Consider the following 14,082-nt stretch of genomic DNA (forward strand, 5'->3'; position numbering starts at 1 on the left):
CGATGCGGCTCGCGACGGCGCGGCAGTGGACGACGCGGATCCTGGTGCTCCTCACCGGCGGGGTCGGCCTCGCCCTGGTGGGGCGGGCGGCGCTCGTCTACCGCGGGGCGGATCCGCTCGCGTACCGCCTCGTGCAGCTCATCGCGCTGGGGCTCGCGCTCGGCACGCTCGAGGTGTTCGTGCGCGCGGGGCGGGCTGCCCGGATCGAGCGCGAGCTCGGCGCGCTGCCGCGGCCGGCGACGCGGGCGGCGATCGAGCAGAGCGGCGCCCCGCTCCGATCGATGCTCGAGGCGCGGATGGCCGGCGCGGCGCTGCCCCCGGCGAGCGCGACGTTCGCGTCGTACCTCGTCGGCCTGCTCGTGATGATCGGGCTGCTCGGCACGTTCCTCGGCCTGTTCGAGACGCTGCGGGGGGCCCGCGAGGCGCTGACGCTGAGCGCCGACGTCGACGCGCTGCGGGAGAGCCTGGCCGCGCCCATGCAGGGCCTCTCGCGCGCGTTCGGCACGTCGGCGGCGGGCGTCGCGGCGTCGGGGATGCTCGGGCTCGCCGGCGTGCTCCTGCGCCGGGCCGAGGCGCGGGCCGCGGCGGCGCTCCAGGCCTACGCGTCGGGCCCGCTCGCGGCGCTCACGGTGGCGGGGCGGCAGCTCGCGGCGCTGGAGGCGCTCGCGCGGCAGGGCGACGCGCTCCCCGCCGCGGCGGCGTCGCTCCGCGAGGCGACGGGCCGGCTCGAGCGCCTCGAGGAGCGGCTGCTCGCGGTCCAGGTGGAGGGCGCGCGCCAGGCGGCCGCCTCGTTCGCGGCGGCCGCGGCCGAGGTCCGCGGCGACATCGCCGCGGGCCTCCGGCAGACCGCCGACGTCGCGGCGAGCGTGGTCAGTCCGATCCTGGCGGAGGCGGTGGAGCGCGCTGGCGCGGTCGCGGGCGGCGCGCTGCAGGCGGTCGAGCGGCGCCTCGACGAGGAGGCGCGCGCGCGGCGCGAGGCGGACGTCGCGTCGGCGTCGAGGCTTGCGGGCCAGGCGGAGCGGCTGTCGTCGGTGGTGGGGGAGGCGATCGAGCGGCTGGAGCGAGCGCACGCGGCGCGCGCTGCGGAAGCGGCGAAGCGGCAGGCGGAGCTGGACGCGGAGCGGGCGGCGCACCTGACGGCGCTGGGCGAGGCGCTGTCGGGCGCGCTGTCGGAGGCTGCGCGGGCGGCGCAGGCGGCGCCGGAGGCGGCGTCGCGGCTGATCGGGGAGGCGTCGGAGCGGCTGTCGGCGCGCGCGGAGGCGGACGCAGCGCGGGATGCGCGGCTGGACGCGCTGCTGGAGAAGCTGTCGGAGGCGACGGCGGGGATGGCCGGGAGCGCGCGGGAGCAGGCGGAGCGGGTGGCGGCGCTCGCGGAGGCGGCGGAGCGGAGCGGTGCGGAGCGCGAGGCGCGGGCGGAGGCGCGCGTGGCGGCGCTGGGCGAGGCGGCGCGGGCGCAGCTGGCGGAGCAGGCGGCGCGGCTGCTGGCGTTCGAGGAGCGGCTCGACGGAGCGCGGCGGGAGGCGGCCGACGGGCTCGCCGAGCGGCTCAGCGCCCACGCCCGCGGCCTCGGCGAGAGCCTGGCGCAGATGGAAGGGGGCGTGGCGTCGCGGCTGGAGCGGATGGAAGGGGGCGTGGCGTCGCGGCTTGCGCAGATGGAAGAGGGCGTGGCGTCGCGGCTGGAGCGGATGGAAGAGGGCGCGGCGAAGCGGCTCGAGCGGCTCGACCAGGAGGCGGCCGCGCGCCGGCGCGAGCTGGAGACGGCGTCGGCGTCGAGGCTTGCGGGCCAGGCGGAGCGGCTATCGTCGGTGGTGGGGGAGGCGATCGAGCGGCTGGAGCGAGCGCACGCGGCGCGCGCTGCGGAAGCGGCGAAGCGGCAAGCGGAGCTGGACGCGGAGCGGGCGGCGCACCTGACGGCGCTGGGCGAGGCGCTGTCGGGCGCGCTGTCGGAGGCTGCGCGGGCGGCGCAGGCGGCGCCGGAGGCGGCGTCGCGGCTGATCGGGGAGGCGTCGGAGCGGCTGTCGGCGCGCGCGGAGGCGGACGCAGCGCGGGATGCGCGGCTGGACGCGCTGCTGGAGAAGCTGTCGGAGGCGACGGCGGGGATGGCCGGGAGCGCGCGGGAGCAGGCGGAGCGGGTGGCGGCGCTCGCGGAGGCGGCGGAGCGGAGCGGTGCGGAGCGCGAGGCGCGGGCGGAGGCGCGCGTGGCGGCGCTGGGCGAGGCGGCGCGGGCGCAGCTGGCGGAGCAGGCGTCGCGGCTGCTGGCGTTCGAGGAGCGGCTCGACGGAGCGCGGCGGGAGGCGGCCGACGGGCTCGCCGAGCGGCTCAGCGCCCACGCCCGCGGCCTCGGCGAGAGCCTCGAGGCAACCGCAGCGGTGGTGCGGGAGGCCTCGGAGCTCGTGCGGGCCGGCGGTGCCGAGATGACATCCGTGGCGGAAATGTTCACCGTTGCGGTTGACCGTTACCGCGACGCGAGCGATCGCTGGCTGAACAGCCTGGGGGCGATCGAGGACGCGATCGAGCGCCGGGAGCACGGCGAGGCGACGGACCTCCTCGGCGCTTACCTCGACCAGACCCGTGAGGTCTTCGATCACTCGCTGCAGTTCCAGCGCGAGCTCTTCTCCGAGCTGCGGGCGCTGAGGAGCAAGACGAGCTGATGCGCCGCGCGTCGCGTGCGTCAGGCGCTCGTCTCTCGCGCCTTGAGATCGTGGCCTCCGCGGATCGTGGCGAGAGCTCACCGCGTTGGCTGACGTCAGCCGCGAGAGCGAGGCGATGTCCCTGACGCCGGCCGAAGACGATGTCCCCGAGCAGGCGGCGGTCTGGCCGGTCTTCGGCGACCTCATGGCCTGTCTCTTCGGCCTCTTCGTGCTCTTTTTCGTCTGGGCGATCTCGTTTCAGGTCGATCTGGCCCGCGATCTCGCCGCCGAGCGCGCCACCCGCGCGACGGAGCGCGCGCGTCTGGAGGCGCTCGAGAGCGCCCTGGCCGGACCGCTCGCCGAGGGGAGGATCACCCTGACGGAGGGGCGCATCGGGATCCGCGGCAGCATCCTGTTCGAGCTCAACTCGGCCGAGCTTCAGCCTGCGGGCATCGCGCTGCTCCGCGCGCTGGCCGACCCGCTCAAGGCGTACCTCGAGCATCATGACGAGCTCATCATGGTGAGCGGCTTCACGGACGACCGCCCGCTCACGAGCTCGTCCCGCGGTTATGCCGACAACTGGGAGCTCTCGGCGCAGCGAGCGCTCACGGTGACGCGGGCGCTCTCCGCGGCGGGTGTCCCCGACACGTCGCTGTTCGCGGCCGGCTTCGGAGAGCGGCACCCGGTGGCGCCCAACGACACGAGCGAGAACCGGGCGAAGAACCGCCGGGTGGAGATCTCGCCGATCCCGCGGCGAGGCGCGCCCTGATGACATCCACGTCGGATTTTTCTCCGACGATGATGCCCTCCCAACCCGGGTTGGCCGCGTGCCCCCAACCTGGGTCGCCCCCGTCCCCCCAACCCGGGTTGGCCGCGTGCCCCCAACCCGGGTTGGCCGCGCCCCCCCAACCCGGGTTGGCCGCGCCCCCCCAACCCGGGTCGCCCCTGGCCGACGCGCGCCTCGCCGCCCTGCGGGCGGCCGGCGCCCACCGCTTCGACCCCGCCGGCTACCGCCTCGTCGAGGCGCTCCTCGAGCGCGCTCGCGCCCTCGACGGCGGCGCCCGCGCGCGCCTCGTTGCCCGCGCCTCCGCGCGGCTCGCGGCGCTCGACGCCGCCTTCCACCGCGCCCGCGCCGACGCCGAGGCCCACCTCCGCGCCCTCGCCGACGCCGGCCTCCCTCACGACGGCGCCCTGGCCGCGGCGCTCGCGCTCGGCGATTTCCCCGCCGTCGTGAGGACCGCGCGCCGCCGCCTGCGCGCGCTCGCCGCCGAGCGGAAGACGACCGCCGTCCCCTCGCTCGCGCGCCTCCGCGGCGAGGTGGCCGCGCGCGACGTGCGCCTCCCCGGGCCGCTCGCGCGCGATCTCGCGGAGCTCCCGTGCGACGGCGACGTCGTCGAGCGCCGGGTGAAGCGGCAGGCCCAGGCCCTCAGCAGCGCGCTGTCCACCGCGCTGTTCCACGAGTCGCTGGTGAGCGCGCGCGCCACGCTCGCCGTCGCGCGCGCGGCCGACAACGTGCCGGAGGACGCCGGCCCCTACAACGCCCAGGTGCTCGCCTCCCGGGCGCTCTGCGCCGCCGAGCGGCTCTCGGGGCACTACCTGCGCGCGCTCGTGGCCAGCCTCCAGGACCTCGGCGCCCTGGCCGCCGCGCTCGAGCCGCAGCCCGAGAAGCCAGCGCGGAAAAAAGCCGCCCCTCGGAACACGAGCGACGCCGCCCCTCGCCGGCGGCCGGCCCGGTCCGCCCGAAAAAAAGAATCCCTTTTTCGCGGATCGCGTTAGGTAAGTAGTCCCCATGCTTCGCTCGCCAGGCCGATCGCTCGCTTCCCTCGCGCTCTTCCTGCTCGCCAGCTCCTGCTCGTCGTCGCCCGACAAGGTGCAGAGCGGGCCGCTCACGCCGCCGCTCAAGCAGTGCGGCACCGAGGTGGTCAAGCGCGGCGACGGCTACAACGGCGCGGCGCGCGAGTGCATCTGGCAAGCGTACAGGAACCACGACCCGTCCGAGTTCACGACCACGCGGTACACCATCGAAGGCGATCCCGTCACCTACCGCCTCGAGGTCACGCTCACGGGCGTCGTCGTCGTCGTGGACAGCAAGGATCGCTACGCGCTCCGGGGCGTCTTCCGCCACGAGTGCCGCAACCTCGAGCGCATCATGCAGGAGGGCACCGACGACGGGCGGTTCGGCTTCGCGCTGAGCGCGTGCTCCGGCGGCGGCGCCGATCGGTTCGCGGTCCCGTGACGAGGCCGCCGCGCGCCGGCGTCCCCGGCTCGGCCCGGCGGCCCGGTCGGCTCGCTGGCCCGACGGGAGGCCGCCCCGAACCCGCGGCAAATCAAGACGTTGGAAACGGAACGGTGACGGGCGCGCGGCGTGAGGCGCAATCGCGCACCGTGTGGAGCCCTGCGCGGACGGCCGCGGGCGGGCGCGCCCCGAGGCCTGATCTGGTGGACGCGACCGATCCTTGGCGCGTAGGCTCGCTGGGAGCAGTCGGAGCGGGCGGCAAGATGAGCAGACGAAGCACCCCGTGTCGCGCGATCGGTCCGAGGAAGGCGCCGGAAGGGTGTGGATGACGCGATGACGGAAGACGCGCGCCCGTCGCCCGGCAGTCCGGCAGAGCGTGCCTGCGAGCACGCTGGAGGGAAGCGCCGTGCAGCGTCACCTCGTTTTTGAAGCCGCCGGGATCAGCCATCCTGGCATGGTCCGAGACACGAACGAGGACAGCTTCGCGATCCTCGAGCCCCGGGGGCTGTTCCTCCTGGCCGACGGCATGGGAGGGCGCGCCGCCGGGGAGGTCGCCTCGCGCATGGCGATCGATACGGTGCGTGATTTCTTCGACGACCCGGACTCCACCTGGCCTGTCGCCGTCGGCGTGGGGCCGCCCACCACGCGGGGCTCGGAGGCGCGCTACGTCGATCAGGGGCTCCCCCTGCTCGTCGCGGGCATCCAGCTCGCGAACGGCCGCATCTTCTCCGCCGCGCGGCGCGACCGGGAGAAGCGCGGCATGGGCACCACGATCGCGGCCGTGCTGGCGCGCGACGGCTTCATCGCCGTCGCGCACGTGGGCGATAGCCGCGTATACCGCCTGCGCGATCATCGCCTCGAGCAGCTCACGCGCGATCACTCGCTGGTCAACGAGTGCATCCGGCTCGGCCACCTCCTCCCCGAGCAGGCCAGCTCGTTCCCGCTCCAGCACGTGATCACCCGCGCCCTCGGCACCGACGAGGCGGTCGACGTCGAGACGCGGATCGACGCCATCGAGGGAGGGGATGTCCTCCTGCTCTGCTCAGACGGCCTGTCCGGCGTGGTGCCGGCGCAAGATATCGCAAGTATCCTGGCGACCCCGGCCGATCTGGCCGGCATCGCGTCCCGGCTCGTCAAGCGCGCCAACGAGAACGGTGGCCCCGATAACGTCACCTGCGTTGTCGTGCGCTGGCGCGCTTCGCCCGGCGGCCCGACCAGGCGCTGATCCGCGCGCCCGCGCTGCCGCTCCGGCGGTGTGCGGGCGAGAGCATTGCGCTCAGCCCGCCAGTTTTTCCATGGAACATCGCGTGCCTGGAGGTGCCAGAGAGCGCGCCACCGTGTTAATGGCGGTGGCGAATCCAATGGGCGCGCGAACGAACGGATCCACACACCCGCAATCCATCGACTCCCCGTCCCGGAGCGCGGCGCTGAGCAAGCCGGGGAAGGGCGGCTCCCCGGGCGCGCGGCGCGCCGGCCCGGCGGCGGCGGAGCTCGATCCCGCGGAGCACCACCGGCCGGCGCTCAAGCTCCTCGACGCCGCGCGCGAGCCGGATTTCATCGAGGTGCTCGGATCGCGGGAGCACAACCTCCGCATCGATCGGCTGGAGGTGCCGAAGCGGAAGCTCGTGGTGTTCACGGGGGTGAGCGGCTCGGGCAAGTCCAGCCTGGCGTTCGACACGCTCTACGCCGAGGGGCAGCGGCGTTACGTCGAGACGCTGAGCTCGTACGCGCGCCAGTTCCTGGGTCAGCTCGAGCGCCCGCAGGTCGAGCACCTGCGCGGCCTGTCGCCGACCATTGCCATCGAGCAGAAGAGCGCGTCGAGCAACCCGCGCTCCACGGTCGGCACGATCACGGAGGTCTACGATTACCTGCGCGTGCTCTATGCGCGCGCCGGCGAGCAGCATTGCCACCTCTGCGGCAAGCCGGTGAAGGCGCAGAGCTCGGAGCAGATCGTCGACGAGCTCCTCGGGATGCCGGAGGGGACGAGGTTCGTGCTGCTCGCGCCGCTCGTGACGCACCGGAAGGGGGAGTTCAAGGACCTGTTCGAGGAGCTCCGGGGCCGCGGCTTCGTGCGGGTCGAGATCGACGGGGCGCAGCACCGGCTCGACGAGCTGCCGAAGCTCGACAAGAAGCTCAAGCACACCATCGCGCTCGTGGTGGACCGGCTCGTCGTGCGGGCGGACGAGCGCCAGCGCATCACGGAGGGGGTCGAGGTCGCGCTCCAGGAGGGGCGCGGCGAGCTCCGGGTCGAGCTCCAGGCCGACGAGGGGGCGTCCGGGCGGCGGCGTCGCCCCGACGCGCCGCTGCTGTTCAGCGCCGCGCGCTCCTGCTGCGGCCAGAGCTTCCCCGAGCTCTCGCCGCAGAGCTTCTCGTTCAACAGCCCGCTCGGCATGTGCGGCGCCTGCAACGGCCTCGGCACCCGCCTCGAGATCGATCCGGCCCTCGTGATCCCGGATCCTGCGCTGTCGATCCGGGAGGGCGCCATCGCCCCCTGGGCGTCGGCCATGGCGCGCGGGGAGGGCTGGACGTTCCGGATCATCGACGCCGTGGCCAAGGCGTGCTCCGTCGACCTCGACGTGCCCTGGCGCAAGCTCGGGGCGAAGAAGCAGGAGATGGTGCTCCATGGCCTCTCCGGCAAGCGCATCGCGGTGACGTGGGGGAAGGAGGGGACCGAGACGCACGGCACCTGGGGCATGAAGTTCGAGGGCGTGATCCCGAGCCTGATGCGCCGGTTCCAGCAGTCGTCGTCCGAGTCGGCGCGGGACGCTTACCGCAAGTTCATGAGCGAGCGCCCGTGCGACGCCTGCGGCTCCCGGCGGATGCGCCCCGAGTCGCTCGCCGTGCGCGTCGCGGGCGAGGGGATCGCCGACGTCACCGCGATGACGGTGAGGGACGCCTACGATCACTTCGCCCGGCTCGAGCTGCCGGGCAACCGGCAGAAGATCACGGAGGGGGTGCGGCGCGAGATCACGAGCCGGCTCAGCTTTCTCCTGAACGTGGGGCTCGACTACCTGACGCTCGACCGCTCGGGGCCGACGCTGAGCGGCGGCGAGGCGCAGCGCATCCGGCTGGCGAGCCAGCTCGGCAGCGAGCTCTCCGGGGTGATGTACGTGCTCGACGAGCCGAGCATCGGCCTGCACCAGCGGGACAACCAGCGCCTCATCGAGACGCTGCGGCGCCTCAGGGATCTGGGCAACACGGTGCTCGTGGTGGAGCACGACGAGGAGACGATCCGGGCCGCCGACTACGTCGTGGATTTCGGCCCCGGGGCCGGGCACCTCGGCGGCCGGGTGATGGCCGCGGGGACGCCCGAGGAGATCGCGCGTGACCCCGAGAGCGTGACCGGGGCGTACCTGGCGGGGCGCGCGCGCATCGAGGTGCCCGAGGCGCGGCGCGCGCCGCGCGGGTGGCTGGAGATCCTGGGCGCGGCCGAGCACAACCTGAGGAGCATCGACGTCCGCTTCCCGCTCGGGGTGCTGCTCGCGGTGACCGGGGTGAGCGGCGCCGGCAAGAGCTCGCTGGTGAACGGCATCCTCCTGCCGGCGCTGGGCCGGGCGCTCCACCACAGCACCGAGCCGGTCGGCGCGCACCGGGCGATCCAGGGGCTCGAGGCGCTCGACAAGGTCATCGCGATCGACCAGAAGCCGATCGGCCGCACGCCGCGCTCGAACCCGGGGACGTACACGAAGGCGTTCGACCAGATCCGCGAGATCTTCGCCGAGCTGCCGGAGTCGCGCGCGCGCGGCTACGGCCCGGGGCGGTTCAGCTTCAACGTGAAGGGCGGGCGCTGCGAGGCGTGCAGCGGCGACGGCATGGTGAAGGTGGAGATGCACTTCCTCGCCGACGTCTATGTCCCGTGCGAGGTGTGCGCCGGCAAGCGGTACAGCGCGCAGACGCTCGCGGTGCGGTTCAAGGGCAAGAGCATCGCGGACATCCTCGACACCAGCATCGAGGATTGCCTGCGTCTCTTCGAGCACCACGTCGCGCTGCGCCGCGTCCTCGAGACGCTGGTCGAGGTCGGACTCGGGTACATGAAGATCGGCCAGAGCGCGCCGACGATGAGCGGCGGCGAGGCGCAGCGCGTGAAGCTGAGCCGAGAGCTCGGCAAGAGCCAGACGGGGAGAACGCTCTACGTCCTCGACGAGCCCACGACGGGCCTGCATTTCGAGGACATCCGCAAGCTGCTCGGCGTGCTCCACCGGCTGGTGGACGCGGGGAACACGGTGGTGGTGATCGAGCACAGCCTCGACGTCATCAAGTGCGCGGACTGGGTGATCGATCTCGGGCCCGAGGGCGGAGCCGGCGGCGGACGGGTCATCGCCGAGGGGACGCCGGAGCACGTCGCGAAGGTGAAGGGCTCGTATACAGGGCAGTTCCTTGGCCCCCTTCTCCCCCATAAGCGTTAACCAAGCCTCGCACCGCGTTCTCCTACGTTCACGACCACGTTCACGTTGGTGACCGATGGGGCGAGCTTCGTGCGTTGAGTGCAACGGAACGAGCTCGGTCAACGCCTATGCCCCCTTCTCCTGTGCAGGCGCTGGCCGCTCGGCGATGGATCATCCGGGGCAGAGTGAGGCAGAGAACGTCTGCGACGGCTCAGTCCGACGCGCCTGAGACAGACGCGTTTGTGATTTGCGTCGCGCGCTGACCATCCATTTCAGAGAAGCGCGATATTCATTGGTGGCGCCCATAACGGTTTTATTCGATCGGCTTGCACCGCGCTGCAAAAGCGCGTAGCCGGGATCGATGGACACCAACGTGTCCAGGAGTGCGCGAGCACCCGACAAGCAACTTCAGCAAAAAAGCACCATGATATCTCGCGCCAGCGGGGCTGTCGTACAGGCCCCTGCGCTCGAGATCCGTTGACGGGAGGGCCCATGCAGATCTCGAAGCATGCTCTATTTCTCGGCGTAGGACTCTGGGTGGGCGCCGCCTCGTCGGCGGCGTGCTCCGCCAGCGGCTCGTCGGCGGGCGACCCTCGGCCGGGGAGCACCGCCAGCGGCGGCGGCTCGAGCGGCGACGCCGTCGGGTCGATGAGCTCCGGCGGTTTCGGCGACGACATCGGCGCCGGCACCGGGGGCGGCGACGTCGGGCCCGAGCTCGGCGGCGACCCGAGGACGTGCGCGGAGGCCGCCGCGAACAAGTCCTATATCGGCTGTGACTTCTGGCCCACGGTCACCGCGAACATCGTCTGGTCGATCTTCGACTACGCGGTCGTCGTCGCGAACGCCGGCGACGAGATCGCCGAGGTCGAGGTGACGCGCGCCGGCGCCGCGGTGGCGCGCGCCGAGGTCAAGCCCAACAGCCTGAGCAAGATCTACCTCCCCTGGGTGCGCGAGCTGAAGGGGCCCGACGCCACCCATTGCACCGGGGGCGACTCGATCACGAGCTCCGTCCGCGTCGACGGAGGCGCTTACCACCTCGTCTCGACAAGGCCGGTCACGGTCTATCAATTCAACGCGCTCGAGTACAAGGGAGAGGGCGGGCCGTCCGGGAAGGACTGGTCGTCCTGCCCTGGCAACGAGGCGTGCGCGGCCAACGACGGGGAGCCCTTCGGCTGCTTCTCCTTCACCAACGACGCGTCGCTGCTCCTGCCGAGCACCGCGATGACAGGCAACTACCGCATCACCGGCCAGCGCGGCTGGGCGGCGGCGGACTTCGGCGGCTACATGGTCATCAGCGGGATCCAGGACGGCACCAGCGTCACCGTGAACGTCGCCCAGGGAGGCTCGGTGGTCGCGGGCGGCGGCATCCCCCGGACGAGCGGCGGCGGCAGCTTCACCGTCCAGCTCGACGAGGGGGATGTCGTCGAGGTCCTCGGGCACCCGAGGAGCGACCTCAGCGGCAGCCTCGTCACCGCGACCCGCCCTGTCCAGGTGCTGACGGGCATCCCGTGCGTGCAGGCGCCGATCGGCCGCCAGGCCTGCGATCACATCGAGGAGTCCGTGTTCCCCGCCGAGACGCTGGGCAAGCGGTACTTCGTGACGGTCCCGACATCGCCGGGCGGCCGCGTCATCGGCCACATCGTGCGCCTCTACGGCAACGTCGATGGCACGGCGCTGACGTACCCGTCCGGCAAGCCGGACGGCGCGCCGACCACCATCGACGCTGGCCAGGTCGTCGACCTCGACGTGGTGAGGCGGGATTTCGAGGTCGTGGGAGACCACGAGTTCGCGATCAGCACGTTCATGCTGGGCGCCGCGATCGTCGACGCGGACACCGAGCCTCGCCAGAAGGGCGATCCGTCGCAGAGCCACCCCACCGCGGTCGAGCAATACCGCTCCAAGTACGTCTTCCTCGCGCCGAGCGACTACGATGAGAGCTACGTCGACATCATCCAGCCGCTCGACGCCACGATCACGCTCGACGACGGCGCCGTCGACGTCGCCCCGACCCCGATCGGCAACGGCTCCGGCTTCGGCGTCGCGCGTGTCCGGCTCGGCCCCGGCAACGGCGGCGCGCACGTGCTGACCGCCTCCGCGCCCGTCGGCATCCAGGTGCTCGGCTACGGCGCGTACACGAGCTACCAGTACCCTGGTGGGCTCAACCTCGTCGCCATCGCGCCCCCGCCGCCCCCGCCCCGCTGACCCCGCGCGCGCCGCGCTGGTTGTCTTTCCCGGTCTCCTGAACTAGCACCCTCGCATGACGGACGAGCCGCGCTCCTCGGCACGTCGCGCACGTCGCGCACGTCGCGCCCGCCGCGCCGCGCTCTTCGTCGTCCTGGCCAGCCTCGCCTTCGCCACGAGCGGCCCGCTCGCCCGCTATGCGCGCCCGGTCCACCCGCTCGCCATCGCCTTCGGCCGGGTCGCCCTCGCCGCGCTCGCGCTCTCCCTGCTCGACCCGCGCGCGATCGCCCGCTCGGCCGCCCGCCTCTCGCCGCACCAGGGCGCCGCCGTCCTCTGCGCCGGCCTCCTGCTCGCCGTCCACTTCGCGCTCTTCCTCTGGGGGCTCGACCGCACCTCCCTCGCCGCGGCCCTCTCGCTCGTCTCGCTCGAGCCGCTCGCCGTCGTGCTCTGCGCGTGGGCGTTCTTCGGCGTCCGCCCCACGCGCTCCGAGCAGGCGGGCGTGCTGCTCGCCACCGCCGGCGCGCTCGTCGTCGCGCGCTCGGCCGGCGCTGGCGATCACCGGCTCTCGGGCGACCTCCTGGTCGTCGGCGCCACCCTCCTCTACGGCCTCTACGTGTCCTTCGCCCGCGCGCTCCGGGACGCGCTGCCGGCGCGGAGCTACGCCGCCCTCGTCTACGGCAGCGCCGCCGTCTTCCTCGCCGTGGCGCTCCCGTTCGCGCCCGGCGCGCTCGAGGGCGTCGCCCCGCCGCCGGCCCACGCCGCCTTCGCCATCGTCGCGCTCGCGCTCGTCCCCACCGTCGTCGGCCACACAGCGGTCCAGATCGCGGCGCGCCGCATGTCCCCGTCCATCGTCGCGCTCGTGTCCCCCGGCGAGACGCTCGGCGGGATCGTCATCGGCGCCGTCTGGCTCCACGCCACCCCCACCGCGCTCGAGATCGCGGGCGCCGCGATCATCCTCCTCGGCGCCACCGTCGCGATCCTCGGGTCGAGCTCGTCCGCGGCCGCGAGCGCAGGCTGACGCGCCCCTGCGGCGCGGCGTGAAGGCGTGACAGCGTGTGTCCGTGCAGCGGTCGCGCCGAGCGCTCACCCGCTCTGCTGGGACGGAGTTTGCCGGCGCGCGCCGCTCCGGTCGGACTCCGCGCCACGAACACAGGGATTCTGCGGGAGAGCCGCCCGCGCGCGCTTGACGGTCGATGATTCGAAAGAACGCTTCGCCCATGTACGGTGGGCTGTTTCGAAACATCCTGTTTCCGTTCTACGAGACCCGTTTGAGGGGCAGGGAGACCCTGAAAGACCTGGAGCGGATAGAGCGCTCCCAGTGGCGATCGGAGAATGAGATTCGCGATCTCGGCTTCCGGCGGATGCTCGCCGCCCTCCAGTTCGCCGAGCAGCACGTCCCGTTCTACCGGGCTCGCTTCGCCGAGCACGGCGTGCGCGCCGCCTCGGTGAAGGCGCCGGAGGACCTCCTGCGGTTCCCCGTCCTCACGAGGGCCGACCTCCGCGCCCACGGGCAGGACCTCCTCGCCGAGGGCTTCGTCGGCCGGCTCTACGCGAGCGGCACGGGCGGGTCGACGGGCGAGCCGGTGCAGTTCCGGTTCGACCACCGCACCTACGAGCGCCGCATCGCGGCCGCCATGCGGTCCGACGGGTGGGCGGGCGCCCGGCTCGGCGACCGGGAGCTCCACCTGTGGAGCTCCGTGCTTGTCAGCGAGACGCTCGCGAAGAAGGCCAAGCGCTCCCTTCACGAGGCCATCCTCCGCAAGAAGATGATCTCCGCCTTCGACCTGTCCGACCGGCGCCTCGCCGCGTTGCTCGACGAGATCGCGCGGTACCGGCCGCAGCTCATCGTCGGGTACGCGAGCGCGCTGTACCATGCGGCGCGCTACGCGCTCGCGGATGGCCGCGCGCTCCCCGCGCCGCGCGGCATCGTCACCAGCGCCGAGCGGCTGTTCGCGCACCAGCGCGAGGCCATCGAGCGCGCGTTCGGCGCGCCGGTGTTCGATCGGTACGGCTGCCGGGAGCTCATGCTGATCGCCGCCGAGTGCGAGCGGCACGCCGGCAAGCACATCAACATGGAGAACGTGTTCGTCGAGCTGCTCCGCGACGGGCGCCACGCCCTCCCCGGCGAGCCCGGCGAGGTCGTCGTGACCGACCTCGTCTGCCGCTCGATGCCGCTCATCCGCTACAAGAACCAGGACGTCGCGATCGCCGCCGGCGCGCCCTGCGCGTGCGGCCGCGGGCTGCCGATGCTCGCCTCCGTCGAGGGCCGCGTCCTCGACCTGCTCGTCGGCCCCGACGGCGAGCTGCTCGCCGGGGAGTTCTTCCCGCACCTCATCAAGGACCAGCCGACGATCGCCCGCTACCAGGTCCACCAGGACCGGCGGCGCGCGCTCACGGTCAAGCTCGTGCCGGGCAAGGGCTTCCAGCCCGAGACCGCGAGGCTCATCGAGCGCCTCGTCCGGCAGCACCTGGGCGAGCGCGCGGAGGTCTGCGTCCAGATCGTCGACGAGATCCCCCTCACGAGCGGCGGCAAGCACCGGGTCACCCTCTCCGAGGTCCCCGTCCAGCTGGGCCGGGGGCGCGCAGCGTGAGCGTCGCCGGGGCCGCCGGGAAGCTCGAGGGGCGCCGGCCGCGTCGCGCGCTGCGCTCA

9 protein-coding genes are annotated in these 14,082 nt (G+C 73.3%); all 9 read left to right on the forward strand.

What is annotated here, in order from left to right; genetic code table 11:
- The first annotated feature begins 2 nt into the window (after positions 1 to 2).
- The 9 genes from WMF44_RS46065 (at position 3) to WMF44_RS46105 (ending at position 14,023) form a co-directional block, all read left to right on the forward strand.
- A complete protein-coding gene (locus tag WMF44_RS46065) occupies positions 3 to 2,651 on the forward strand; it encodes a hypothetical protein (RefSeq protein WP_437296397.1) in 2,649 nt (882 codons plus the stop codon).
- A 115-nt stretch (positions 2,652 to 2,766) separates the two neighbouring features.
- Positions 2,767 to 3,399, forward strand: a complete 633-nt coding sequence (locus tag WMF44_RS46070; protein ID WP_437301684.1) for an OmpA family protein — start codon at positions 2,767 to 2,769, stop codon at positions 3,397 to 3,399.
- Positions 3,400 to 3,545: 146 nt separating this feature from the next.
- Positions 3,546 to 4,406, forward strand: coding sequence for a DUF2894 domain-containing protein (locus WMF44_RS46075; protein ID WP_437296398.1), 861 nt, complete (start codon positions 3,546 to 3,548; stop codon positions 4,404 to 4,406).
- Positions 4,407 to 4,419: 13 nt separating this feature from the next.
- Entirely contained in the window at positions 4,420 to 4,866 is a 447-nt protein-coding gene (locus tag WMF44_RS46080) for a hypothetical protein (protein WP_437296399.1), read from the forward strand.
- A gap of 454 nt (positions 4,867 to 5,320) precedes the next feature.
- Positions 5,321 to 6,091, forward strand: a complete 771-nt coding sequence (locus WMF44_RS46085; protein WP_437296400.1) for a PP2C family protein-serine/threonine phosphatase — start codon at positions 5,321 to 5,323, stop codon at positions 6,089 to 6,091.
- Positions 6,092 to 6,227: 136 nt separating this feature from the next.
- On the forward strand, positions 6,228 to 9,272 hold the full coding sequence (gene uvrA, locus WMF44_RS46090; protein WP_437296401.1) for an excinuclease ABC subunit UvrA: 3,045 nt from the start codon (positions 6,228 to 6,230) through the stop codon (positions 9,270 to 9,272).
- 471 nt (positions 9,273 to 9,743) lie between these two features.
- Positions 9,744 to 11,453, forward strand: coding sequence for an IgGFc-binding protein (locus WMF44_RS46095; protein WP_437296402.1), 1,710 nt, complete (start codon positions 9,744 to 9,746; stop codon positions 11,451 to 11,453).
- Positions 11,454 to 11,508: 55 nt separating this feature from the next.
- Positions 11,509 to 12,450 (forward strand): DMT family transporter, encoded by a 942-nt coding sequence (locus WMF44_RS46100; protein WP_437296403.1) that lies wholly within the window; start codon positions 11,509 to 11,511, stop codon positions 12,448 to 12,450.
- Between the two features lie 250 nt (positions 12,451 to 12,700).
- A complete protein-coding gene (locus WMF44_RS46105) occupies positions 12,701 to 14,023 on the forward strand; it encodes a phenylacetate--CoA ligase family protein (protein WP_437296404.1) in 1,323 nt (440 codons plus the stop codon).
- The last annotated feature ends 59 nt before the right edge of the window (positions 14,024 to 14,082 follow it).

This window comes from Sorangium sp. So ce426, assembly GCF_051475585.1.
Taxonomy (GTDB): Bacteria; Myxococcota_A; Polyangia; order Polyangiales; family Polyangiaceae; genus Sorangium; species Sorangium cellulosum_B.